The sequence below is a fragment of the Aeromicrobium sp. CF4.19 genome (assembly GCF_051262555.1).
Taxonomy (GTDB): domain Bacteria; phylum Actinomycetota; class Actinomycetes; order Propionibacteriales; family Nocardioidaceae; genus Aeromicrobium.
The window spans coordinates 12849-35020 of record NZ_JBIMEU010000012.1 but is presented as its reverse complement, the minus strand read 5'-3'; the positions used below and the strand labels follow the sequence as shown (position 1 = coordinate 35020).

Here is a 22172-nt window from a genome sequence, read left to right as displayed (position 1 = left end):
AGCGAGCATGGCTGCTCAGCCTGAGGGATTCCACGGCTTGATCGCCGTTCAGCGCTGCGGCGTGATCGCGTTGCCCGCCGATTTACGCGAGCGTCTGACCCTGGACGATCCTGGCGTCCAGCTTGAGGTCACCGAGCGACCCGACGGTGTGGTTGAGCTGCGGCCTACGGTGCCGGTTCCGGTTGACCAGGCGTGGTGCTGGACCCGGCGTTGGCAGGAGCGGGAGCGTGAGGTCGACGAGCACGTGGCGACCGACCGCGTCATCGTTCACGAAGGTGAAGACTTCATCGCTGATCTCGACGCGCTGACCAGCGAGTGAAGTTCGAGACCTCGCCCACCTTCGACAGCGATGTACGTCGGCTTAAGCCCGAGCATGCGGTCGAGTTCCGCAAGGTCATGCGCGAGAAGTTCGTACCGGCCCGCGACGCGGTTGCGACATATCCCGCGGCGACATGGCCGACGTCGCTGCGAGTCAAATCGATTCGAGCCGCCGCCGGCGCGCTCGAAATGACTTGGCCTTTCGCCAGCCCTGACGGGCGCGCCACGTTCGAGTTGGTGACTGTCGAGGACGAGATGCGTGTGCGGTGGCGACGCGTGGGCGACCACGCGGTGTGCAAGGACCCGTAGGAAGGCCAGCTCCCTCGCCACTCAGCCACTGTCGGGGCGAGACTCAGCGGCTCAGTGGTCGTCTTACGCTGGCTCGTAATCCCTCGACGTCGGACGTTCTTCTCTTAGCGGCCGAGGCGAGTGGCGTCCTTTGGGGGACCGGATCATAGGATCGATCCATGACTGCGGTGGGGATCAGTGTCGAGAGCTTGACGAAGCGCTTCGGGGCGGTGACAGCGGTCGACGACCTGACCTTCGCCGTCCGTCCGGGGGCGGTGACCGGCTTCCTCGGGCCCAACGGCTCGGGCAAGACCACGACCCTGCGCATGCTGCTGGGTCTGGTCCGACCCACGAGTGGCACCGCGCTCATCGGGGACCGGGCCTACACCGACCTCGACCGCCCTGCCCAGCACGTGGGCGCCGCGCTCGAGGCCTCCAGCTTCCACCCCGGCCGCACGGGCCTGGGCCATCTGCGAACCCTGGCGCCCCAGACCGGTGTCGACGACGCCCGGTGCCACGAGCTGCTGGAGCTCGTCGGGCTCGACGACGCCCGACGCCGCAGGGTGGGTGGCTACTCGATGGGCATGCGGCAACGTCTCGGTCTCGCCACCGCGCTGCTCGGTGATCCCGAGGTCATCGTCCTGGACGAGCCGGCCAACGGCCTCGATCCCCAGGGCATCGTGTGGCTGCGTCATCTGCTGCGCTCGTTCGCGGCGGAGGGACGCACCGTGCTGGTCTCCAGCCATGTCCTGAAGGAGGTGCAGAGCACCGTCGACGACGTCGTCATCATCACCGGCGGTCGGCTGGTGCACTCCTCGCCCCTGTCCGGGCTGGAGGAGCTGGCCGAGCGTCTCGTGGTGGTGCACACCCCGGTCCCCGATGCGCTCGAGCGGGTCGCCGCGGAGCGCGGCTGGAGCATCGTGCACGACGGGAGCGCCGTCCTCGTCCGCGGTGCGACGGGGCGTGAGGTCGGTGCTGCGGCCTTCGCCGCGGGTGTGGAGCTGCACCAGCTGGCCGACCGCAGCATCGACCTCGAGGAGGTCTTCCTCGGGCTCACCACCTCACCGGAGACCGCCACGACACCGAGGGCGGTGGCCTGATGGGTGCCGCGCTCACCGCCGAGGTCCGCAAGCTGCTGTCGACCCGGATGTGGTGGATCATCAGCCTCGTCATGGTCGCCTACCTGGGCTTCGTGGCGGTGGTCATCGCCTTCTCCTTCAGCGGGACGATGGCCACCGACGAGGCGGCTGCGGGCCTGCCCAGCGGCGTCGATGCCGCCGTCGCCACGTACTCGGTGACCAACCCGATCGGCTACGTCTTCCCGCTGCTCATCGGCAGCATGGTCTTCACCACGGAGTTCCGTCACAAGACGATCACCGGAGCCCTGCTCGTCGAACCGAGCCGCGGGACGTTGCTCCTCGCCAAGCTCGTCCTGGGTCTCGCGCTCGGGCTGGCCTACGGGGCCGTCGGTGTGGGCACCGTCCTCCTCGGTGGGGGAACGACGTTGGGGCTGCTCGGCGACGGTGCCTTCCTGGGGTCCTCGCAGGTGTGGTCCGTCCTCGGGTGGACCCTCGTGGCCTTCGCCGCGTGGAGCATGATCGGCGTGGCGTTCGGCGGACTGGTCACCAACCAGGTCACCGCGATCGTCGCGATCCTGGCCTTCACCCAGTTCGTGGAGCCGATCGCCCGTACCGTCGGAGCGGCGGTGGAGTCCCTCTCCGGTGTCGCCCAGTACCTCCCCGGTGCCGCGGCCGACGCCGTCATCGGAGCGAGCCTGTTCACGTCCTTCGCGGGGGCCGAGACGGGCGGGGACATGCTGCCCCGCTGGGCAGGACTGTTGATGATGCTCGGCTACGCCGCCGTGTTCGCCGTGCTCGCGCGGTTCGTCACCTTGCGTCGCGACATCGCCTGAGCCCTCGACGCTGGGCCCTCGACGCTGGGCCGTCGACGCTGGGCCCCCGCGGGGTCGCTCAGGAGAGCAGCTCGGCGGGGTCGTGGTGCTCCAGCCCGAGCGCCTTCCCCACGGAGGCGTGGAACAGTCGACCGTCGTGGGCGTTCAGCCCGCCGGCCAGCGTCGCGTCCGCCGCGAGCGCGTCCCTCCAGCCGTGGTCGGCCAGCGCCAGGGCGAAGGGCATCGTCACGTTGGTGAGGGAGAAGGTCGAGGTCCGCGGCACGGAGCCGGGCATGTTGGCCACGCAGTAGAAGACGGAGCCGTGCACCGTGAAGGTGGGGTCGTCGTGCGTCGTGGGGCGTGAGTCCTCGAAGCAGCCGCCCTGGTCGATGGCGATGTCGACCAGCACGGACCCGGGCAGCATCCGGCTCACCTGCTCGTTGCTGACCAGGCTCGGAGCCTTGGCCCCGGGGACCAGGACGGCTCCGATGACGAGGTCCGACGAGGTCACGGCGCGCTCGATCTCCAGCGGGCTGGAGTGCAGGGTGGCGACCCGTCCGGCGAACCGGGCGTCGAGCTCGCGCAGCCGCGGGACGCTCACGTCGAGGATCGTGACGTCGGCGCCGAGGCCGACCGCCATCGTGGCGGCGTGGGTGCCGGAGACGCCGCCGCCGATGACGGTGACCTTCGCCGCATCGGTGCCCGGCACGCCACCCATCAGCGTCCCGCGGCCGCCGACCTGGCTCATCAGGTGGTAGGCGCCGACCTGCGTGGCGAGCCGTCCCGCCACCTCCGACATCGGTGCCAGCAGGGGCAGGGAGCGGTCGGGCAGCTGCACGGTCTCGTAGGCGATCGCGGTGATGCCGCTGTCCAGCACCGCCTGCGTGCACGCGGGGTCCGCGGCCAGGTGCAGGTAGGTGAACAGGACCTGGTCGCGGCGCATCCGGTGCCACTCCGACGCCACCGGCTCCTTGACCTTCATGACGAGGTCGGCATCTCTCCACACCAGGTCGGGGTCGGGCTGGAGGGTCGCCCCGGCTGCGCGGAACTCCTCGTCGGTGATGGAGGAGCCGAGCCCCGCGCCGGACTGGACGACGACGTCGTGGCCGTGCTCGATGAGCTGGTGGGCGCCGGCCGGGGTGAGGGCGACGCGGTACTCGTGGTTCTTGACCTCTGTGGGGATGCCGATGCGCATGGCCCAAGGGTGAACTTCTCCCTGATTACAGGTCAAGTGATGCGATGATGATTCGGTCTGATCCACAGATGGTGCAACGATCTTCGATGCGGGGTGCTGGGATGGTTGGCGACGCGAAGGATGTTCGTTCCCTCGACGAGGTGGACCGCGCCCTGGTGACGGCACTGCAGCGTGACGGTCGAACACCCAACAACGAGCTGGCCCGGATCGTCGGCATCGCGCCCTCCACCTGCGTGGCGAGGGTGCGCTCGCTGCGCGAGCGCGGCGTCGTCCGTGGCGTGCACGCCGACGTGGATCCTGTCGCGCTCGGCCTGTCCATCCAGGCGATGATCGCGGTCAGCCTCCGGTCGGACTCCCGCGCGGGGATCGGTGAGTTCGCGGCGATCGTCGCCCGACGTCCCTTCGTGGTCAACGTCTTCTACGTCTCCGGGACGTACGACCACCTGCTGCACGTCGCCGCGCGAGGCAGCGACGCGCTGCGGGAGATCGTCAACGAGCTGAGCTCGATGCCCCAGGTGTCAGGTACCGAGACGCACCTGATCTTCGACCACCTCGCCGGCCGGCCCCAGGCCTGAACGGGCACGGTCAGGCGCAGCCGCGACAGGTCCGCACGGCGGGGAGCGCCTCGAGCCGCTCGGCGCCCACGGGGCTGCCGCAGCCCGTGCACACACCGTAGGAGCCGTCCGCCAGGCGAGCGAGCGCGGCATCGAGGTCGTGGATCCGCCGGCGAGCCCGGTCGACGAACGCGGAGAGCTGTTCGCGCTCGAAGGCGATCGTGGCGCCCTCCGGGTCGTGCTCGTCGTCCGCGTTGGAGCTGCGGGACGCCTCCACGACGCCCTCGAGGTCGTGCTCGAGGACGGCCAGGTGGCGTGCGGCCTCGGCCCGATGGGCCGTCAGCGTCTCCTCGGTGCGGGCGTCCATCAGGTCACGCCACGTCGTCGGCGTGGATGACGCGTTGCCGGGCGGACAGGACCTCCACCTCGACGTGGTCCACAACGACCTGCTCGGCCCGCTCCAGCACCGCCACGGCGTGCGCGCGGTCCGCGGACACGAGCCCGACGCCCAGACCCGCCCGGCGGTGCAGGTCCAGCGACGACGTCTCGGCGGCACTGACCTGCAGGAGTCGGCGCAGGTCGGCCACGATCGGTCGCACGACCGAGCGCTTCGCCTTGAGCGAGTGCACGTCGCCCAGGCGCAGGTCCAGCTCCAACCACCCGATCCACATGTCCGGTGCAACGCCGGGCCCTGCGGCGGTGTTCCCCGGTCCGCTGCCCCGTGGGTTCCGCTGTCAGCCCCGGCGGTAGCCGACGAGGACGGCGCGGTGGTCGGAGTCGCCGACCTCGACGATGCGTGCCGCCACGGGGTCCCAGACCGTGGGATCACTGAGCTGGTGGTCGATCCCGGCACCGAGCCAGGCCGGCAGGTCGACCGGCCAGGTACCGCGGCCGGCCAGGCCGAGGGTGTCGGTCGCGCTCTCGCAGCGGTCCAGGCCGGAACGGCGCACGTGGTCGGAGATGGCGTTGAGGTCCCCACCGACGATCCCGTCACGATTGTCCTCGCACCACCGGACGACGGTGCGCAGCTGCTCGCCCCAGTGGGCGGCGGGCGCCCAGCGCTGCACGGGAGGCGGGGGGTGGACGGCAGCCAGGTGCGTCGGCCCGTTGCCGTTGCCCTCGATGACGACGGAGCCGAGCTGGAGGGTCGGGCCCGCGCTCTGCTCGTAGCGACCGAGACGGTTCAGCACCACGACTCCCACGGAGTCGAAGCTGCTGGTCGCCGCGTCCTCGTTGGTGAAGGCCGTGGCCTCGTCGCGCAGGAGGTCGGCGACCTCCTGCACCACCTCCGCCGGGGCCTCGACCAGCAGGATCGCGTCGGCGTAGCTCTCCTCGGCGGCGCGAGCGATGTCGACCGCACGCGTGTCCTTGGCGTTGAAGCTCATGACCGTGACGTCCGCGGCATCCTCACGCATCGCCTCGCTGCGCAGGGCGCCGTCCCCGACCGCCGTCGTGCCGACGATGCCGACGCAGACCAGGCTCACGAGCGCGGTGGCCAGGCTGGGTCGCCACCAGGTGCCGCGTCGCACGACGCCCGCCCACACCAGGCAGCTGAGTGCACCGACGAGGATCCCCAGTGCCGTGAGCGTCCGCATCGACGACAGCTGCGTGAACGGGTAGACGTCCCACAGCCCCAGGTGTCCGGGGACGGCGAACAGGACCACGCCGAGGCAGGAGACCCCGGCGAGCACCCATCGCGCACCGGCGAACCTGACCTCGGGGACGTCCACGGTGCCAGTCTGCCGGGGTGCCGGTGAGCCCCTGGCGAACCGGGGCACGCGCCCTCACGCGGGGCGGCGCCGTCGCTGCCAGGCACGGGAGGATGCACGAACGCCCGCTCCCCTGGGGGAACGGGCGTTCGTGACCGATCGCGGCGGACGTCGAGACGTCACCGCAGAGTCGGGCTCAGGTCAGAGCGGGTTGATGTTCGTGGCCTGCAGGCCCTTCTGGCCCTGCTCGACGTCGAACTCGACCTTCTGGTTCTCCTCCAGCGAGCGGTAGCCCGAGGACTGGATGGAGCTGAAGTGCGCGAAGACGTCGTCGCCGCCGTCGTCGGGGGCGATGAAGCCGAAGCCCTTGTCAGCGTTGAACCACTTGACGGTTCCAGTAGCCATGGTGTTCTCCATATCGTCGTGCGCTCGCGCTGTTCGCGGGCGACGTGAGGTGTCGCGACGCACATCAACCTTGGAGAAGAACTCACACCCTCGTCGAGACGAGAGGTACTGCATTCGAATCTGCGGCAATAGAAACGCCTTACAACTCCTCAAGCGTAGCAGGCCCGGGCGCGGGGCCGCTGCTTCCTGCCGACGCGGGGTCGCGTTGGTAGTCTGCGGACCGATGTCCGAGACGCTGCATGTGCTGCTGTTCGCCGATCCGGGCCTGCCCTCCCGGCAGGCGACGGCGATCGAGGATGGCTTACGCGAGGACCTGGAGAGCTGGTTCGGGCGCACGGTCGACCTCGACGTGCGCCGGCAGTCACTGCTGCTGCTCCAGGACAACACCCTGGAGCTCGACGCGGTGGCGCGGAGGGCAGCGCAGACGGAGCCCGACGTCACGGTGGTGCTCACCGAGATCCCACGCCACAGCGGCGGACGTCCGCTGGTCTGTGAGCTGCGCCCGGACCTGCGCGTGGCGGTCATCTCCTGCCCGACGCTCGGCATCGTGAGGACGCGTCGTCGCCTGCGCCGGCTGGTCCTGGCGAGCGTCGCCCGCTCCCTGCCGGACGTCCCCGGGCGGGAGGTTGAGAGCCTGGACGACCGTGGGACGGAATGGACCGAGAGCGACCACCACGGTGGCTCGTTCGTCCTGCTCGCGCCTGCCTCCACGGGAATCCCCCGACTCGTGCTGGGCATGACGGCGGCCAACGAGCCGCTGCGCACGGCACCGCGGCTCTCCAGCGCCATGGCAGCCGCGACAGCGGTGGGGGCCTTCGGCATCTTCTACAGCTCGATCTGGCAGATGGCCGCCGCGCTCTCCACCCCCCGGCTCGTCCTGATCGGGCTGGGCGCCATCGTCTCGATGACCGCGTGGCTCGTCCTGAGCAACGGGTTGTGGGACCGTTCGCGCCTCGAGCCGATGCGTCGGGTCGTGGGGCTGTACAACGTCTCGACCCTGCTGACGTTGTTCCTGTGCGTGACGGGCCTCTACGCAGTCCTCGTGGTCGTGATCCTGCTGGCTTCGGCCATCGTCATCGAGCCAGGGTTCATGGGGACCGTCCTGGGGTTCGAGGCCTCGGCCGCCAACTACCTCGCGATCGCCTGGCTCAGTGCCGCCATGGGAGTGGTGGCCGGTGCCCTGGGCGCCAGCTTCGACGCCGACACCGACGTGCGTCGCCTGACGCACGGTCAGCGCGAGCGCCAGCGCTTCCACGACCCGTCGGAGGATGCCGAGGCGGAGTCGGCGTGAGTCCCGGTTCCGCGCCGCCGAGGAGGCGGGCTCACGGGCGCTGTGGTGCGGCATCAGGGACTCGAACCCCGAACCCGCTGAGTAGGAGCGGGCCAGGATCCGGAGATCATCACACTCCACTAGGAGACTGGCATTGCAGTGTTCGTGTCGGATGTTGGTCATCGGGGCTCATCTCCAATCCGGGGGATAGTGGGGGGTTTCCAGGGAACAGGCTAGCGGTCCTCAGGCGCGGGGAAGTGGTCTCTGAGGTCGTCGCTGTCGGGGATCTTGTAGTAGGCGCGGACATCCCTCTCGTGGCGAGCCATCTCCTCTCGGAGGTCGCCCCTGTTGCGCTTCACCCGTTCGGCCCACTCGCGTTGCGTCCTGTGGCGTTCCGCGTGGGTGGCTCCCTGTAGGCCGAGGGCGACGAGCGCTCGCCAGATGGGACCGCCCGGCGCGTCAGGGTCGCCGTCGAATCCGAGCACCTCCAAAGCCTCGGGAGTCACCCCGCTGTCGTCCAGATACCCCTTGGCCCTCGCGTCGGACACGCGGTCCTGCCATGTCGCCACGCTGCCGCCGTGGCGTGCCGCCCACTCTCGGGGGAGTGCACGCCGTCGTGCTCCCTCGGGGGCTGCCGAGTAGGCGAGAGCGAGCCCGGCCCAGTCTCGGGGCGTCCTCGGCGGTCTGCCGCGACGATCTCCTAGCCATGCCTCCGGGACGAGGTGGCTGGCCTGCCAGAACTTGGGCTGACGTCTCGCGGCCAACTGGGCGCGTGCCGACTCGACGGTACTGGCGAGGGGGAGGTCTCGGAGTAGCCCCGGCGTGAGGTCGTCGCCGTCGTGAGGACTGGCCGCGACGTGCACGAGTCTCCAGTCTCCGTCGCCTCGCCGTTGCTCGCGCATGACGAGTGTCAGGACCGCTAGCGCGTGCTGGAGGGTCACTTCCGCTGCGCCGTCTTCGCGTTCTTCGATCCTCATGTTCTGACCTTGCACTCTCGCTGTTCTCCCGTCTCGTGTCTTCGTCATTGTCTCAAATACCGAGGATACTACCCGATATTCCCGATCCGTGAGACCTTGTTTGAAGTCGCCCCGGATCAGCCGGGGCCATCAACAGGAGGACGAGAGATTGCACAAGCACCTGAGGGCCACGGACGTGGCAGCCCGGTGGGGCTGCTCGCGCGGATGGCTGGCAAACCTACGGAGCGCCGGGGAGGGTCCGCCCTACGTCAAGATCGGCTCGTCGGTCCTGTATCGACTGGTTGACCTGGAGGAGTACGAGGCCGAGCGACTGGTCGTGACCGCGTGAGCACGCTGACTAGACCTGAGACGCAGCGCGAGGCTGTCGCGTTCGGCACGAGGCGCAACCGCTACGCCGGGGCGGGACTCTGTGACGTCTGCGCGGCCCAGGCTGCCTACGGGCACGCCCACGGCTCCCGCGCCGTCCAGGCGCCGTGCACTCGGTGCGCCGTCGTCGTGAGCACCTTCCCGAGCCCCAAGCGGAACGGCTGGCGCTTTCTCGCGCTCGGTTCCGATGACCTTCTGTGTGCCTCCGTGGCTACAACATCGGACGCGGGGACAGTGCAGGACTCGGGAACGCCGAGCGCGATGCTGCCGGGGCACCTAGAGACGCTGAGCGGGTCGCTGGTGGGTGGACAGTGAGCGCGCTGACAGATGGCGACCTGGACCGGATCGACGTCCTGTCCGAGCGCATCGGGGTATTGACCGAGCGTCGGCATGAAGCGTTAGAAGCGCTCGACGGGCATCGGTCTACACCCGCTGGCAAGTGGCCCGACGTGCACATGTTCCACGGGACCATCACCTCACTGGGAAGTCAGATCGCCGCCGCCGAACGCGAGGTAGAGCGACTGCTCGGGGGTGAGCGTTGTGGGTGACGCGACCTTGAGCGCTGACCTGCTGTGCGATCTTGCTGCGCGGGGGGACCTCGCTCGTCCGGTGCGGCTGTGGCTCTACGCGCTGGAGAGAGCCGACACCGACGGCGTGGCGAGGTTCGATCATGCCGAGGTGACCGGGCTGCTCGGGCTCGGGGACCACGCCGGGCACGGAACACTGCGCCGGGCTATCGCGGCCGGGCTCGTCAGCAGGGCCTCGACGGTGCGGACGATCCATGTCACAGAGGGCGTGGAGGTGCTGCCGTGAGTGCTGTGCCGTTCGCCATGCACTCTCAGCCTGTGTGGGAGGAGAGAGCCGCTAACTCTGACCTGCCGGACTGGTTGCGCCTCGTCTCGCTCGCTTACGGCAAGCACCGCAGGAACGGGCACGCCAATTTTCAGCCGGGAGACCTGCGCCTCGCGCTGGCGCGGGTCGACACCGAGACGGGTGTGCTCACGCCGTGCGTCAACGTGAGCCGGGCCGTCAACCTCGCGGTGCGGCATCGGTGGCTGGCCAGAGGCTCCAGGACGACATGTCTCGTGGTGCCGGGGCACGCCGTCTGGGGAGGAAGCGCCGGGAGCGAGCACGCGCCGTGCCGAGTCCATGACGCGGTTTGAACAGCGTCACTCAGTGACGCTGCTGCCCCTGCAAAGCGTGAACCACAGCGTCACTCAGTGACGCTGTGAGGCTCACTCAGTGACGCTGCCCTCGCGCCGTTCCAGGCGTATCCGGTCGTCCTTCTTTATCTATCTGGGGCACCGGCAGGAAGGGAGGGGGGACCTGCTCTCCCTTGATCGCTGAAACCGTCAACACCCGACCCCTTGAGGGGGTCGGTCAACACCCCTGGCCAGTCAACAGGGCTGACCAGATCAACCGATAAGGACTCCATGACCAGCAAGACCAGCAAGACCAAGACCGACCCGATGCAAGCCAAGGCCGACGACCTCGCGGCTCAGCTGACGGCTGCCCGCGCCGTGCTGGACCAGCGCGAGGCTGAGCACACCGCCGCCGAACAGCACGCCGCCGACGTGCTCGACACATTCGAGACCGGCGACGATGAGACCTACACCGCCGACGACCTCGGCAGCGCCGAGGCTGCCGAGCGGGCTGCCGCCGCTCTGCTCAAGGCTGCTCAGACCGCCGTGGATCGCCTCCAGCGACACCAGATCAGCACCGACACCAAGGCTGCCCATGCTCTCGTCCCCGTGGTGGCTGAAGCGCTCAAGGGGCGCGTGCCCGTAGAGGTCCGCCTCGGTGCTGCCCCTCGTGCCGCCGCTGGCGAGTCTCTGCCGCTGCTCGTGCTCACTCAAGCCAAGCCGACGACCGACCAGGGAGGGCTCTACTCCGCCGATGAGGTCGTGGTCTCCTACGTCCGCGACGACCTGCATTCCCCGCTGAGCGGGGAGCGGCTGGAGCGCTACACCGACCGGGCCGGCTTCCAGGTCGCCGCCATGAGCACCCACGCCGGTACTGGTGCGGATGCTGTCGTGGACTCCGTGCGTCTCAAGGTCCGCAAGGTGTGGGACGCCACGCCGCTGCTCGTGGACGAGCCCACCGCGTCCGCTGCCGAGGCATGGGCCGCGTCGTTGCTCCGTCGGTAGTGCGGGCTCGGTTCTGGCGCTCGTCCTAACGACCCTGGATCTCTGGCAGAGTTCTTTCTGCTATGTACCCCCGGTCACTGACGTCGCGGGCTGAGGGGTCATACCCCCGGCTACGCTCGCTAGATGGTGACGGTCGACCAAGGTCCAAGCGATCAATCGGTTCTCGAACTGGTGCGGGCATTCACGGCGGCGCAAGATCAGTCGACGTTCGTGCTTCGTCGTTACTTGGTCCCAAGCCTCGATGACAAGCCACGTGATCGGTTCCTGGATCGTTTGACGAAACGGATCACGGACGAGGATCGGGTCGACTACGTGAAGGACGTCGCGGCCGCTGTCGGCTATGACCGAATGGGCAACGTCAAGGCCGCATACATGCGAGCCAAGCGCTACCGGGATGCCGCCGTACACGGTGGCAACGGATGGGACGCGGTTCTCTCGTACGGGGACGAAGGGACGTTCGTACAAGGCTTTCCTCGAAAGGCGCAACCATCTCGACCTCTGGTGAATCAGACCTTCCACGACCTCAGTGACGACTGCACGTGGATCGTCGCTCACCTCAATCAGCTGCTTGCGAGAGTCTTGGAACCGGGACGACTTCTTGATGTGTCGGGACAGCCGATCCTTCCGACCGAGGATGTGCCTGTGCTCCCTCCGAGCGGACTCGACTGAAAACAGCTCGCTCCGCAACAGTCAGAGCAAGGCGAGAGCTCTCCGGACTCCTTCATTGGACACTGCCAGGTCGTGCAGGCTGGGACGGGTGGTTATGGGCTCTCGCCCGAACAGGCCGACGACTGCTTTCCCGCTCGCTGTCGGCTCGTCGTGCTGGAACCCGCCGTGCTGCTCGTCCTCCAGCGGCTCCCATCCCATGCCGTCGAGGCGCGTCAGCATCGCGCTCAGGTCTGCATCGTGCAGGGACAGCGCAGGCGCGACCCCCTGCAGCCCACCGGCCAGCACGACCGGCTCAGGCTCACTCACGGCGGGCACGTCCGCGCCGCTCGGCATGACCAGCGAGCCGTACCCGGTCATGGGGTCCAGCACGGCCACGTGAGCCGCTGTTTCTACCTCGATCACTTCAATCTCCTACCCTATTATTAGTTCCCTGGAAACTCTGCTACGCTGTCGTCACTGCCCAATGCTCGAAAGGACTTGACCCATGGCACGACCCCGCACCGAGGTTGGCTCGTTCGGAGCCGTCCGCCTCATCGGACAGGTCCAGGTGGACGGACGCTGGACGACCGTCCCCGAGGGCACCAGGCCGACACGCTGGCGCGCTCGCACCAAGTACCGCGATGAGGACGGGATGCTCCGCGACGTCGAGAGGTTCGCGCCGACCAAGGCCAAGGCTGAGGCCGCGCTCAAGCGCGCCGTCAAGGAGCGGCAGGCTCCCGCTGGCAAGACCGATATGCGAGCCGATATGACCCTCGTTGACGCGGGCGGGGTATGGCTGGAGCGTCGGGTCAAGCGTGAGGATGGCGGACTGTCGCAGTCCACCCGCGACCAGTACGCAGCCAACTTCGCTCGCTACGTCCAGGGGTCCACTATCCAAGGGCTGACGCTGCGCGAGGTGAACCGTGTGGCCGCGCTGGAGCGCTACCTCCAGGGCATCGCTGACAGCCACGGCACCGGCGCGGCCAAGACTGCGCGGTCGGTCGTGTCCGGCATCCTCACCGAGGCTGTGCGACTGCGGGTGCTGCCCTTCAACGCTTGCCGTGAGGTGCGACCTGCAAAGGCCAGCGAGCGCAAGGCCACCGACCGCGACACGACCCGCGCCCTCACCCGTGAGGAGCGTGAGCGCTTCCTCCAGGTGTTGCGCGAGGACGACCGGGCCGAGGTGGTCGACGTGATCGACCTTGGACACTTCATCGCCGGTACCGGAGTCCGCATCAGTGAGGCACTGCAGCAGCGCTGGGAGGACATCGACCTCGACGCAGGGACCGTCCGAGTCCGTGGAACCAAGACCGAGGCGAGTGACCGGACCCTCCACCTCCCCGCGTGGTTGCTGGACCGGCTGACCGCTCGTGATGAGAACGCCGACACGTTCGGGCTGGTCTTCCCCTCGCCGCGCCTGACTGACCAGAAGGTGCGGGACCGTCGCAACATCGCAAGGGAGTTGCGCAGGGTGCTCGACGCGGCCGGGCTGGAGTGGGCGACTCCGCACACCTTCCGGCGAACCGTGGCCTCTGACATCGACGCGGCCGGACTGTCCATCGCGCTTGCTGCCAACGTCCTTGGGCACGCCGACCCTGCCATGACGGCGCGGGTCTACCTCGGGCGCAAGGGCTCGACCGAGGCCGCTGCGGCGGTGCTCTAGCGAGACCAATCCGGGGGGTAGAAGGGGGACGGGAGCCATCGGCTCCCGTTTTTCGTTGCAACGGTGCGGCATCAGGGACTCGAACCCCGAACCCGCTGATTAAGAGTCAGCTGCTCTGCCAATTGAGCTAATGCCGCGCGAGGAGAGACTCTAGCAGCGGCCCTCCCACGGGAGAAAATCGAGTCGGGACGACCGTGAACGTTGAGCGTCAGCCTGTGTGGACCGCCTCCAGGACGGCCCGGGCGGCGTTGTGGCCGGCGATCCCGCTGACCGCCCCACCGCGCCTGGCGCCGCTGCCACACACCAGCACGCGCGGGTGGTCGGTGGCGACTCCCCACCGACCCGCGGGGGAGTCCGGTTCCTCGTGCTCGTCGAGCCATGGCCAGGCCAGGTCACCGTGGAAGATGTGCCCGCCGGGCATGGCCAGCGCGGCCTCGACGTCGGCGGGCGTCTTGTGCTCGACCGCGAGGATCAGCGGCTCCAGGGGCTCGGCGAGGTGCTGCTCGATCGCGGCGAGGGCCTGTCGGTAGGCGCGCTCGCCGGCACCGGGCGCGTCGAGGTTCTCGCGAGGCGTGTGCAGGCCGAAGTAGGTGAGCGTGTGGGCGTCGGTCGCGGCCAGCTCGGCGCCGAGGATCGAGCGGTCGGTGAGGGTGTGGCAGTACAGCTCGCCGGAGGCGAAGGGGGTCTCCCCGCGGACGGCGGCGGCATGCAGGTCCTCGAGCTCGCTCATCGACTCATTGACGTGGAAGGTCCCGGCGAACGCCTCCCGCGGGTCGACACCGGACCTCAGCCGGGGCAGCCGCGAGACCAGCAGGTTGATCTTGAGCTGTGAGCCCGAGGGCTTGGTGCGGGTGGCAGGCGGCGCCGGGACGAGCAGGCCGTCCAGGGTCCACGGGGCGACCCCGCTGAGCACCCAGTCGGCCCGGACGCGCACGCTGCCCTCGCCACGGCGACCCGTCACGAGGGCCGACGTGCCGTCCCGCACGTCGACGCCCTCGACGGTGACCCCGGTGAGGATGCGGGCTCCCGCTTCCCGGGCGACCCGATCCAGCTCGGTCGTCACCGCGCCCATGCCACCCACGGGCACCCGCCACTCACCCGTGCCGTTGCCGATGAGGTGGTAGAGGAAGCAGCGGTTCTGCACGAGGGAGGCGTCGTGCAGGGACGCGAAGGTCCCGATCAGCGCGTCGGTGCCCACGACGCCGCGCACCAGGTCGTGCCGGAAGCGTCGCTCGATCGTCGCTCCGAGCGGCTGCTCCACCACGTCGGCCCAGAGGGCCGGGTCGACGCCCTGACGCACGTCCGCCACGTGGGGGAGTGGCTCGAGCAGGGTCGGGGCCACGGCGGCGGCCAGGCCGGCGACCTGCTCGTAGAAGGACGACCAGGCATCGTGCTCGTCGTCGTCGCCGGTGAGGGCACGAAAGGCCGCCCGTGTCGCCTCGCCCTCCTCGGTCTCGACCAGCAGGCCACCGGGAACCCCCTCGACGTCGTGGGGCGTGAACGACGCCGTGGGCCGCGAACGCAGCTCCAGGCGCAGTCCGAGGTCCTCGACGAGGGCGTCGGGCATGAGGCTGACCAGGTAGGAGAAGCGGGAGAGCCGGGCGTCGTGCTCGGGGAAGACCCGGGCGCTGACCGCCGCGCCACCGACGTGGTCCAGGCGCTCCAGGACCACGACGTCGAGACCTGCGCGGGCCAGCAGGGTGGCTGCGACCAGGCCGTTGTGCCCGCCACCGACCACCACGACGTCGCAGGCGGCCTCGTCATCCGGGGCGTTGCTCGGTCCCGGTCCCTGCGCGCTGCTCATGGCGCCATCCTCTCGGACGCCCGGGCTCGCCGCTGCGACCGAGGGCGACGGGCGTCACACGCTGCTCGTACGATGTCGGGATGAGCCGGGGAGACGAGCAGGAGCAGCCGCAGCCGTCCGAGGGGTCGGGCCTGGAGCCCGCCGCACGGTGGAAGCTGATCGGGCCGGGCATCGTCGTCGCGGGGACCGGCGTGGGTGCCGGCGACCTGGTGGCGACGCTGGCGGCAGGCGCCAGCTTCGGGTACGCCCTGCTGTGGGCCGTCATCCTGGGCACCGTCTTCAAGATCGTGCTCGTCGAGGGAGCCGGCCGCTACGTCCTCGCGTCGGGCCGGACGATCTTCCAGGGCTGGCAGTCCCTCGGCCGCTGGACGGGCTGGTACTTCGGGCCGTACATCGTCATCTGGGGCTTCGTCTACGGCGCGACGGCGATGTCGTCGTCGGCTCTGCCCCTGGTGGCGCTGTTCCCGGACGGACCCGACCTGAAGGTCTGGGCCATCGGGATGGGCCTGGTGGGGTTCGCGATCGTCTGGATCGGTCGGTACGGCTTCGTGGAGAAGCTCGTCGCGCTGTTCGTCGGACTCATGTTCGTCACGGTCGTAGGAGCGGCGATCCTCGCCACGCCCAACCTGCCCGACATGCTTCCCGGCCTGGTGCCCACGATCCCGGACGGCGCCCTCGTCAACACCCTCGCGGTGGCCGGAGGCGTCGGCGGCACCATCACGCTCGCGGCCTACGGCTACTGGCTGCGTGAGAAGGGCTGGGCCAGCCCCGGCTGGATGCGCGTCATGCGGCTGGACAACGGCGTGGCCTACCTGGTCACCGGCATCTTCGTCGTGGCGATGCTCATCGTCGGCGCCGAGCTGCTCTACAGCGCCAACCTCGCGCTCGCCACGGGCGACCAGGCCCTCGTGGACCTCTCCGACGTGCTCGAGGAGCGCTACGGGGTGTTCTTCGGCAAGCTCTTCCTGGTCGGGTTCTGGGCCTCGTCGTTCTCCTCGCTCATCGGCGTCTGGAACGGCGTCAGCCTGATGTTCGCCGACTACCTGGGCACCTCGCGGGGGCTCGATGCCGCCGACCCGCGGATGCACTCCGGAGGCACCTACTACCGGGGCTACGTCGTGTGGCTGACCTTCCCGCCGATGCTGCTGCTGTTCCTCAACGAGCCGGTCGGGATCATCCTGGCCTACGGCGTCCTGGGCGCGGTCTTCATGCCCTTCCTGGCGATCACGCTCCTGGGTCTGCTCAACACCGACCGGACCCCCGAGCGGTGGCGCAACTCGATCAAGGGCAATGCCGCGCTCGGCGTGTGCGCCCTGCTGTTCCTCGCCGTCGGCGTGAACGAGCTCTACAAGGCGGTCTCGGGCGTCTTGTGACCCCCCGGGGCCATCGGCCCGGGGCTGGGTCGGCCCGTGGCGGCGTGCGTTAGGTTGACGTGACGAGGACCACGGTCAGTCGGGTCCTGAGTGTTTCGGGGGAGACATGCGCAAGACCATCGTCGGTGAGCTGTCGGCCGAGCTTCTCGGCACGATGATTCTGATCCTTTTCGGGTGCGGCGTCGTGGCCCAGGTGACCACGGGAGGATTCCCCGACGCCGAGGCCGGCGGTGACTACAACACGATCGCGTGGGGCTGGGGCCTCGGTGTGGCGTTCGGTGTCTTCGTCGCCGCCCGGGTCAGCGGAGCGCACCTCAACCCGGCCGTCACCCTCGCCATGGCCGTCTTCCGCGGCTTCGCGTGGCGCAAGGTGCTGCCGTACTCGCTGGCGCAGCTCACCGGTGCCTTCGTCGCGGCGATCATCGTCCGGCTCGTGTACGCCGACCAGATCCTGCGCGTCGATCCCGAGACCACCGGCGCCACCCAGGGGATCTTCTCGACCTCGCCGGGCGAGGGCGTCTCCATCGCCACGGCGTTCGCCGACCAGGTCGTCGGGACGGCGATCCTCGTCGCGGTCGTCCTGGCCCTCACCACGGCAGCCAACAACCCACCGCTGTCCAACACCGCGCCCTTGATGATCGGGCTCCTGGTGGTCGGCATCGGCATGGCGTGGGGCACCAACGCCGGCTATGCGATCAACCCCGCCCGCGATCTCGGCCCGAGGCTCGCGTCGCTGCTGACGGGATACGACGACGCTCTCTACGCCGCCGGGGGCGATCAGCTCTACTTCTGGTTGCCGATCGTCGCGCCGCTCCTCGGCGGGCTCGTGGGCGGGGCCATCTTCCACTGGCTCATCGACGTCCACCTGCCCAAGGGCGGGCCCGAGCCGGAGCCCCAACCCACGGCGGAGCCCGCCCCCAAGCCCGCTCCGCGGACCAGCTGAACCCGCCGTTCCCACTACGCTCGCAGCACGCTCCTGAGGAGGACCCATGGCAGATCACGTCGGTGCCATCGACCAAGGCACCACCAGCACCCGATTCATGATCTTCGACCACGACGGGGCGGAGGTCGCCCGGCACCAGCTGGAGCACGAGCAGATCATGCCGCGCGCGGGCTGGGTCGAGCACGACCCGGCCGAGATCTGGGAGCACACCCAGACCGCCATCAAGGGAGCCCTGGAGAAGGCCGGCCTGGGTGCCGCAGACCTCGCTGCCATCGGCATCACCAACCAGCGTGAGACCACCGTCGTGTGGGACCGCCGCACCGGCGAGGCGTACACGAACGCCCTCGTGTGGCAGGACACCCGGACCGACAAGATCGCTGCCGCGCTCACCCGGGCCGGGCACGACGAGACGATCAAGCGCAAGGCCGGTCTGCCACCGGCGGCCTACTTCTCCGGCGGCAAGATCCAGTGGATCCTGGAGAACGTCGACGGAGTGCGCGAGGCGGCCGAGCAGGGTCATGCGATCTTCGGCAACACCGACACCTGGCTCATCTGGTGGCTCACGGGCGGACCGGCCCGCGACGGCCGGGACGAGGGTCTGCACCTCACGGACGTCACGAACGCAGGTCGGACCATGCTGATGGACCTGGAGTCCTTGGCGTGGGACGACGAGCTCATCGCCCTGTTCGACATCCCGAAGCAGATGCTGCCGGAGATCCGCTCGTCCTCGGAGGTCTACGGGCACACCCTCGCCGACGGGCCGGTCGGCGGAGAGGTCCCCGTCGCCGGCGACCTCGGTGACCAGCACGCGGCGCTGTTCGGCCAGGCCTGCTTCGAGCCCGGCACCTTGAAGAACACCTACGGGACGGGCAACTTCCTCGTCCTCAACACCGGTCACGAGATCGTCCGGTCCGAGAACGGGCTGCTCACCACGATGGGCTACAAGCTCGGCGACGCTCCCGCGGTCTACGCGCTGGAAGGGTCCATCGCCGTCACCGGCTCGGCCATCCAGTGGCTGCGCGACCAGCTGGGGGTCATCTCCGCTGCCGCCGAGAGCGAGGAGCTCGCCGGTTCCGTCGAGGACAACGGCGGCGTCTCCTTCGTGCCGGCCTTCTCCGGGCTGTTCGCGCCCTACTGGCGTCCCGACGCCCGCGGGGCCATCGTCGGGCTCTCCCGCTTCAACACCAAGGCGCACATCACGCGGGCCGTGCTGGAGGCCGTCTGCTACCAGAGCAAGGACGTCGTCGACGCGATGGTCGCCGACGCCGGCCTGGAGCTCGACGCGCTCAAGGTGGACGGCGGCATCACGGCCAACGAGCTGTGCATGCAGATCCAGGCCGACATCCTCGGTGTCAGCGTCAGCAAGCCGGAGGTGGCCGAGACCACCTGCCTGGGGGCCGCCTACGCCGCCGGCCTGGCCGTGGGCTTCTGGTCCGACACCGACGAGCTGGCCACCAACTGGGCCGAGGCGAGCCGGTGGACGCCGCAGTGGGACGACGCGCAGCGCGAGGCTGGGTACGCCCAGTGGACCAAGGCCGTCGAGCGCTCCCTGGGGTGGATCGAGGAGTGAGCGGACAGCGCGACGAGCGTCACCGGCTCCGCTCCTCGCCTCGGAGCGCGCGTCTCGCCACGGGCTGATTGACTAGCAGCATGCGTGCCGTCCCCCTGTCCTCACAGTCCCGTCAAGCAGCGCTCGACGCCATGGCCGAGGAGGTGCTGGACGTCCTCGTGATCGGCGGCGGAGTCGTCGGTGGCGGTGCTGCGCTCGACGCCGCGACCCGGGGACTGAGCGTGGGGCTGGTGGAGGCCCGGGACTTCGCCTCCGGCACGTCCAGCCGCTCCAGCAAGCTCATGCACGGTGGGCTGCGCTACCTGGAGATGCTGGACTTCCGCCTCGTGGCGGAGGCGCTCAAGGAACGCGGCCTGAACCTGCAGAAGCTGGCCCCGCACCTGGTGCGGGAAGTCGGCTTCCTCTACCCGCTGACCCACCACGGGTGGGAACGGCTCTACGCCGGGTCCGGCGTGGCGCTCTACGACGCGATGAGCAAGGCCTCGGGCTACGGCTCGGGCGTCCCGCTGCACCGGCACAAGACCCGCCGCGGGGCGCGCAAGCTCATGCCGGCGCTGCGCCGGGACGCTCTCGTCGGCGCCATCCACTACTACGACGGCCAGGTCGACGACGCCCGCCACACGATGTTCCTGTCGCGCACGGCGGCTGCCTACGGTGCCCACGTGGCCAGCCGGACCCGCGTCGTCGATCTGTTGCGCGAGGGCGACCGCGTCGTGGGTGCCCGGGTGAAGGACCTGGAGAGCGGGCGGGAGCTCGACGTGCAGGCGCGCCAGGTCATCAACGCCACCGGCGTCTGGACCGACGAGACGCAGTCCTTCGCCGGTCAGCGAGGTCAGTTCCACGTCCGCGCCTCCAAGGGCATCCACCTCGTGGTCCCGCGGGACCGGATCCGCGGCGAGTCCGGACTCATCCTCAAGACCGAGAAGTCCGTCCTGTTCGTGATCCCGTGGGGCCGGCACTGGATCATCGGCACCACGGACACCGACTGGAGCCTGTCCAAGGACCACCCGGCCGCCAGCCGCTCCGACATCGACTACCTCCTGGAGCACGTCAACTCCGTCCTCGTCGAGCCCCTCACGCACGACGACGTCGAGGGCGTCTTCGCCGGGCTGCGGCCCCTGCTCGCGGGTGAGGACGAGGCCACGAGCAAGCTGTCGCGCGAGCACGCCGTGGGCACGGGGGTGAAGGGCCTCGTCGTCATCGCCGGCGGCAAGTACACGACCTACCGCATCATGGCCAAGGACGCCGTCGACGCCGCCGTGCACGGCATGAGCAGCATGCTGGATCGCACCGTCGCACCGTGCTGCACCGAGGACGTGCCCCTCCTGGGCGCGGACGGCTACGAGGCCCTGTGGAACCAGCGCCAGAAGCTCGCCCGTGAGAGCGGCCTGAGCGTCGCGCGGGTGGAGCACCTGCTGCACCGCTACGGCTCCCTGGTCACCGAGCTGCTCGAGCTGGTCGCCGACCAGCCCGACCTGGGGCGTGGCCTCACCGGCGCCGATGACTACCTCCGCGCCGAGGTCGTCTACGCCGCCTCGCACGAGGGTGCTCGGCACCTCGATGACGCGATCGCCCGCAGGACGCGCATCTCCATCGAGACCTTCGACCGCGGCGCGGAGGTGGCCGTGGAGGTGGCCGACCTGATGGGCGGCGTCCTGGACTGGACCTCCGAGCAGCGCGAGCGCGAGGTCGAGCACTACATCAAGCGGGTCGAGGCCGAGCGCGAGAGCCAGCGGATGCCCGACGACGAGACCGCTGACGCCGCTCGCATGGGTGCCGCGGACGTCGTCCCCGTGCTCACGGAGGGCTGATCGTGACCACGGACGACCACTCCGGTCTGGGGGACCTCGCCGACGGCATCGCCGAGGAGCTGGAGGTGATCGAGGAGCGTTCGCCGCTGGCACGCACGCTCATCACCGTCGTCGCGACGTTGATCGTCGCCGGGGTGGTCATCGGCGCCCTGATCGCGGTCTCCGTCGCGATGCGGGACACCGAGACCGCCCGGAGCAGCGTGGACGCCACCGACCTCCCCCAGGTGGTGCTGCGGGCCGAGAGCGCCGACGTGCGCATCGTCGAGGGCGACACCGAGGACATCGACATCGAGGCCTCGGTGACCAGCGGCCTGCTGGGCACGGACTACGAGCTGCGCCGCCGGGGGCCGGAGATCGAGATCGTGTCCGGGTGCCTCGCGGTGCTCAACCCCGGGTGCGGGGTGGAGGTGACGGTGACGGTGCCTGCCGGTCTGCCGGTGGAGGTCGCCACCGGCTCGGGCGACATCGTGGCCGACGGGCTCGGAGATCGTGTGCTCACGCTCGCCGCGGCCTCAGGAGACATCCGCGCCCGCGACCTGGAGGTCGATGAGCTCTCCGCCACCGCCGCCGACGGGGACGTCGATGCGTCGTTCGTGGGTGAGCCCTTCGCCGTCAAGGCGTCCACCGACAGCGGGGACGTCGACCTCGTGATGGCCTCGGGTGAGCGGGAGTACCAGGTCGACGTGCTGACGGAGACCGGCGAGCTGGAACAGGACATGGAGTCCGTAGAGGAGTCCTCGGGGTTCGTCCGGGTGCGCTCGGACTCCGGCGACATCAGCCTCGCCCGCCCCTGACGTCACGAGTCGGCCCCGGCCGTGACGCGCCACGCCGGCGCGCGTTGTGCTTGATGACACCGAGCAACGTGCTCCGCGACGGACGGCCTCCTTCCGCACGGCGAGAGCGCGGCAGGGAGCAGACGCATGAGCAACGACGACCCGGAGACCTTGCCGTCGCCGTCCGCCTGTCGCTGATCGGTGGTGCCATGGCCCTGCTCGGCATCCTCGCCGTGCAGCTCCCCACCCCGTGGTCGGCACTGGGCGAGGTGAGGTCCGAGCCCACCGCGCCGATGCAGTCCGATCGGCCCGGCCCCGACCGCACCGAGCCCGACGTGCCCGAGGGCTGGGCGCCGGGCTCCGGCGCTCGGGTGGTCCTGCCCCCGGATCGGCAGTGGACCGGGACCTGACCGCGCCCTCACCGAGGATCGCCTGTTCCCTCGACCTTTCCGCCCAGTCGGTGGTGC

26 protein-coding genes and 1 tRNA gene are annotated in these 22172 nt (G+C 69.6%); 18 read left to right on the top strand and 9 right to left on the bottom strand.

The genetic code is table 11. The features are described from left to right. The first annotated feature begins 7 nt into the window (after positions 1 to 7). The 4 genes from ACHAAC_RS16835 to ACHAAC_RS16820 all read left to right on the top strand — a co-directional run bounded on the left by ACHAAC_RS16835 (position 8) and on the right by ACHAAC_RS16820 (position 2518). Entirely contained in the window at positions 8 to 319 is a 312-nt protein-coding gene (locus ACHAAC_RS16835; protein WP_435717475.1) for a hypothetical protein, read from the top strand. Next, on the top strand, positions 316 to 627 hold the full coding sequence (locus ACHAAC_RS16830) for a hypothetical protein (RefSeq protein WP_435717474.1): 312 nt from the start codon (positions 316 to 318) through the stop codon (positions 625 to 627). Before ACHAAC_RS16835 ends, ACHAAC_RS16830 begins: the two co-directional genes overlap by 4 nt. A 158-nt stretch (positions 628 to 785) precedes the next feature. Then, positions 786 to 1706 carry an ATP-binding cassette domain-containing protein gene (locus ACHAAC_RS16825; RefSeq protein ID WP_435717473.1) on the top strand — a complete coding sequence of 307 codons (921 nt, stop codon included), beginning with the start codon at positions 786 to 788 and terminating at the stop codon, positions 1704 to 1706. Beyond that, on the top strand, positions 1706 to 2518 hold the full coding sequence (locus tag ACHAAC_RS16820) for an ABC transporter permease (protein WP_435717472.1): 813 nt from the start codon (positions 1706 to 1708) through the stop codon (positions 2516 to 2518). Before ACHAAC_RS16825 ends, ACHAAC_RS16820 begins: the two co-directional genes overlap by 1 nt. 58 nt (positions 2519 to 2576) lie before the next feature. Here the strand turns inward: ACHAAC_RS16820 and ald are convergent, their stop codons facing one another. Continuing rightward, entirely contained in the window at positions 2577 to 3692 is a 1116-nt protein-coding gene (gene ald / locus ACHAAC_RS16815; protein WP_435717471.1) for an alanine dehydrogenase, read from the bottom strand. 140 nt (positions 3693 to 3832) lie between these two features. Here ald and ACHAAC_RS16810 point away from each other — a divergent pair, with 140 nt between their 5' ends. After that, positions 3833 to 4267 carry an Lrp/AsnC family transcriptional regulator gene (locus ACHAAC_RS16810; RefSeq protein WP_435717470.1) on the top strand — a complete coding sequence of 145 codons (435 nt, stop codon included), beginning with the start codon at positions 3833 to 3835 and terminating at the stop codon, positions 4265 to 4267. Positions 4268 to 4277: 10 nt separating this feature from the next. On the opposite strand, the gene ACHAAC_RS16805 is transcribed toward ACHAAC_RS16810, so the two are convergent. The 4 genes from ACHAAC_RS16805 to ACHAAC_RS16790 all read right to left on the bottom strand — a co-directional run bounded on the left by ACHAAC_RS16805 (position 4278) and on the right by ACHAAC_RS16790 (position 6360). Then, positions 4278 to 4613, bottom strand: a complete 336-nt coding sequence (locus tag ACHAAC_RS16805) for a TraR/DksA family transcriptional regulator (RefSeq protein WP_435717469.1) — start codon at positions 4611 to 4613, stop codon at positions 4278 to 4280. A 4-nt stretch (positions 4614 to 4617) separates the two neighbouring features. Beyond that, positions 4618 to 4902, bottom strand: a complete 285-nt coding sequence (locus ACHAAC_RS16800) for a DUF503 domain-containing protein (protein ID WP_435717468.1) — start codon at positions 4900 to 4902, stop codon at positions 4618 to 4620. Positions 4903 to 4980: 78 nt separating this feature from the next. Next, on the bottom strand, positions 4981 to 5976 hold the full coding sequence (locus ACHAAC_RS16795) for an endonuclease/exonuclease/phosphatase family protein (RefSeq protein WP_435717467.1): 996 nt from the start codon (positions 5974 to 5976) through the stop codon (positions 4981 to 4983). A gap of 180 nt (positions 5977 to 6156) precedes the next feature. Further along, the gene (locus ACHAAC_RS16790; protein ID WP_435717466.1) at positions 6157 to 6360 is read right to left on the bottom strand and encodes a cold-shock protein; all 204 of its coding nucleotides are present in this window, start codon (positions 6358 to 6360) and stop codon (positions 6157 to 6159) included. A 223-nt stretch (positions 6361 to 6583) separates the two neighbouring features. Here ACHAAC_RS16790 and ACHAAC_RS16785 point away from each other — a divergent pair, with 223 nt between their 5' ends. Continuing rightward, positions 6584 to 7651, top strand: a complete 1068-nt coding sequence (locus ACHAAC_RS16785) for a hypothetical protein (protein ID WP_435717465.1) — start codon at positions 6584 to 6586, stop codon at positions 7649 to 7651. Positions 7652 to 7863: 212 nt separating this feature from the next. On the opposite strand, the gene ACHAAC_RS16780 is transcribed toward ACHAAC_RS16785, so the two are convergent. Next, a complete protein-coding gene (locus tag ACHAAC_RS16780) occupies positions 7864 to 8607 on the bottom strand; it encodes a hypothetical protein (RefSeq protein WP_435717464.1) in 744 nt (247 codons plus the stop codon). A gap of 148 nt (positions 8608 to 8755) precedes the next feature. Here ACHAAC_RS16780 and ACHAAC_RS16775 point away from each other — a divergent pair, with 148 nt between their 5' ends. From ACHAAC_RS16775 to ACHAAC_RS16755, 5 genes are all read left to right on the top strand, one after another. Then, the gene (locus ACHAAC_RS16775; RefSeq protein ID WP_435717463.1) at positions 8756 to 8935 is read left to right on the top strand and encodes a helix-turn-helix transcriptional regulator; all 180 of its coding nucleotides are present in this window, start codon (positions 8756 to 8758) and stop codon (positions 8933 to 8935) included. 349 nt (positions 8936 to 9284) lie between these two features. Further along, positions 9285 to 9521 carry a hypothetical protein gene (locus ACHAAC_RS16770; protein ID WP_435717462.1) on the top strand — a complete coding sequence of 79 codons (237 nt, stop codon included), beginning with the start codon at positions 9285 to 9287 and terminating at the stop codon, positions 9519 to 9521. 7 nt (positions 9522 to 9528) lie between these two features. Beyond that, a complete protein-coding gene (locus tag ACHAAC_RS16765) occupies positions 9529 to 9786 on the top strand; it encodes a hypothetical protein (RefSeq protein WP_435717461.1) in 258 nt (85 codons plus the stop codon). A gap of 620 nt (positions 9787 to 10406) precedes the next feature. Continuing rightward, on the top strand, positions 10407 to 11120 hold the full coding sequence (locus tag ACHAAC_RS16760; protein ID WP_435717460.1) for a hypothetical protein: 714 nt from the start codon (positions 10407 to 10409) through the stop codon (positions 11118 to 11120). A gap of 123 nt (positions 11121 to 11243) precedes the next feature. After that, on the top strand, positions 11244 to 11789 hold the full coding sequence (locus ACHAAC_RS16755; protein WP_435717459.1) for a hypothetical protein: 546 nt from the start codon (positions 11244 to 11246) through the stop codon (positions 11787 to 11789). 21 nt (positions 11790 to 11810) lie between these two features. Here ACHAAC_RS16755 and ACHAAC_RS16750 read toward each other — a convergent pair whose 3' ends face one another. Then, positions 11811 to 12191, bottom strand: coding sequence for a hypothetical protein (locus ACHAAC_RS16750; RefSeq protein ID WP_435717458.1), 381 nt, complete (start codon positions 12189 to 12191; stop codon positions 11811 to 11813). Positions 12192 to 12273: 82 nt separating this feature from the next. Here ACHAAC_RS16750 and ACHAAC_RS16745 point away from each other — a divergent pair, with 82 nt between their 5' ends. After that, positions 12274 to 13431, top strand: coding sequence for a tyrosine-type recombinase/integrase (locus tag ACHAAC_RS16745; RefSeq protein ID WP_435717457.1), 1158 nt, complete (start codon positions 12274 to 12276; stop codon positions 13429 to 13431). 64 nt (positions 13432 to 13495) lie between these two features. Here the strand turns inward: ACHAAC_RS16745 and ACHAAC_RS16740 are convergent. Both ACHAAC_RS16740 and ACHAAC_RS16735 read right to left on the bottom strand, forming a co-directional pair. Then, positions 13496 to 13568: transfer RNA gene (locus tag ACHAAC_RS16740), tRNA-Lys, on the bottom strand. Positions 13569 to 13639: 71 nt separating this feature from the next. Next, positions 13640 to 15235, bottom strand: a complete 1596-nt coding sequence (locus ACHAAC_RS16735) for a phytoene desaturase family protein (protein WP_435717456.1) — start codon at positions 15233 to 15235, stop codon at positions 13640 to 13642. An 80-nt stretch (positions 15236 to 15315) separates the two neighbouring features. Between ACHAAC_RS16735 and ACHAAC_RS16730 the strand changes: the two genes are divergently transcribed. The 6 genes from ACHAAC_RS16730 to ACHAAC_RS16705 all read left to right on the top strand — a co-directional run bounded on the left by ACHAAC_RS16730 (position 15316) and on the right by ACHAAC_RS16705 (position 22115). After that, the gene (locus ACHAAC_RS16730; RefSeq protein WP_435717455.1) at positions 15316 to 16608 is read left to right on the top strand and encodes an Nramp family divalent metal transporter; all 1293 of its coding nucleotides are present in this window, start codon (positions 15316 to 15318) and stop codon (positions 16606 to 16608) included. 106 nt (positions 16609 to 16714) lie between these two features. After that, positions 16715 to 17551 carry an MIP/aquaporin family protein gene (locus ACHAAC_RS16725; protein ID WP_435717454.1) on the top strand — a complete coding sequence of 279 codons (837 nt, stop codon included), beginning with the start codon at positions 16715 to 16717 and terminating at the stop codon, positions 17549 to 17551. Between the two features lie 46 nt (positions 17552 to 17597). Next, a complete protein-coding gene (glpK, locus tag ACHAAC_RS16720; protein WP_435717453.1) occupies positions 17598 to 19121 on the top strand; it encodes a glycerol kinase GlpK in 1524 nt (507 codons plus the stop codon). A gap of 80 nt (positions 19122 to 19201) precedes the next feature. Continuing rightward, complete coding sequence (locus tag ACHAAC_RS16715; RefSeq protein WP_435717452.1) at positions 19202 to 20932, top strand: glycerol-3-phosphate dehydrogenase/oxidase; 1731 nt, start codon at positions 19202 to 19204, stop codon at positions 20930 to 20932. A 2-nt stretch (positions 20933 to 20934) separates the two neighbouring features. After that, positions 20935 to 21726, top strand: coding sequence for a DUF4097 family beta strand repeat-containing protein (locus tag ACHAAC_RS16710; protein WP_435717451.1), 792 nt, complete (start codon positions 20935 to 20937; stop codon positions 21724 to 21726). A gap of 188 nt (positions 21727 to 21914) precedes the next feature. Then, positions 21915 to 22115 (top strand): hypothetical protein, encoded by a 201-nt coding sequence (locus tag ACHAAC_RS16705; protein WP_435717450.1) that lies wholly within the window; start codon positions 21915 to 21917, stop codon positions 22113 to 22115. The last annotated feature ends 57 nt before the right edge of the window (positions 22116 to 22172 follow it).

Bases quoted from the DNA above. Each gene is read 5' to 3' on its own strand.
- ald (WP_435717471.1), bottom strand. From the start codon at position 3,692: ATGCGCATCGGCATCCCCACAGAGGTCAAGAACCACGAGTACCGCGTC.
- ACHAAC_RS16755 (WP_435717459.1), top strand. From the start codon at position 11,244: ATGGTGACGGTCGACCAAGGTCCAAGCGATCAATCGGTTCTCGAACTG.
- ACHAAC_RS16745 (WP_435717457.1), top strand. From the start codon at position 12,274: ATGGCACGACCCCGCACCGAGGTTGGCTCGTTCGGAGCCGTCCGCCTC.
- ACHAAC_RS16790 (WP_435717466.1), bottom strand. From the start codon at position 6,360: ATGGCTACTGGAACCGTCAAGTGGTTCAACGCTGACAAGGGCTTCGGC.
- ACHAAC_RS16760 (WP_435717460.1), top strand. From the start codon at position 10,407: ATGACCAGCAAGACCAGCAAGACCAAGACCGACCCGATGCAAGCCAAG.
- ACHAAC_RS16785 (WP_435717465.1), top strand. From the start codon at position 6,584: ATGTCCGAGACGCTGCATGTGCTGCTGTTCGCCGATCCGGGCCTGCCC.
- ACHAAC_RS16705 (WP_435717450.1), top strand. From the start codon at position 21,915: ATGGCCCTGCTCGGCATCCTCGCCGTGCAGCTCCCCACCCCGTGGTCG.
- ACHAAC_RS16735 (WP_435717456.1), bottom strand. From the start codon at position 15,235: ATGAGCAGCGCGCAGGGACCGGGACCGAGCAACGCCCCGGATGACGAG.
- ACHAAC_RS16725 (WP_435717454.1), top strand. From the start codon at position 16,715: ATGCGCAAGACCATCGTCGGTGAGCTGTCGGCCGAGCTTCTCGGCACG.
- ACHAAC_RS16820 (WP_435717472.1), top strand. From the start codon at position 1,706: ATGGGTGCCGCGCTCACCGCCGAGGTCCGCAAGCTGCTGTCGACCCGG.
- ACHAAC_RS16730 (WP_435717455.1), top strand. From the start codon at position 15,316: ATGAGCCGGGGAGACGAGCAGGAGCAGCCGCAGCCGTCCGAGGGGTCG.
- ACHAAC_RS16825 (WP_435717473.1), top strand. From the start codon at position 786: ATGACTGCGGTGGGGATCAGTGTCGAGAGCTTGACGAAGCGCTTCGGG.
- ACHAAC_RS16805 (WP_435717469.1), bottom strand. From the start codon at position 4,613: ATGGACGCCCGCACCGAGGAGACGCTGACGGCCCATCGGGCCGAGGCC.
- ACHAAC_RS16780 (WP_435717464.1), bottom strand. From the start codon at position 8,607: ATGAGGATCGAAGAACGCGAAGACGGCGCAGCGGAAGTGACCCTCCAG.
- glpK (WP_435717453.1), top strand. From the start codon at position 17,598: ATGGCAGATCACGTCGGTGCCATCGACCAAGGCACCACCAGCACCCGA.
- ACHAAC_RS16835 (WP_435717475.1), top strand. From the start codon at position 8: ATGGCTGCTCAGCCTGAGGGATTCCACGGCTTGATCGCCGTTCAGCGC.
- ACHAAC_RS16715 (WP_435717452.1), top strand. From the start codon at position 19,202: ATGCGTGCCGTCCCCCTGTCCTCACAGTCCCGTCAAGCAGCGCTCGAC.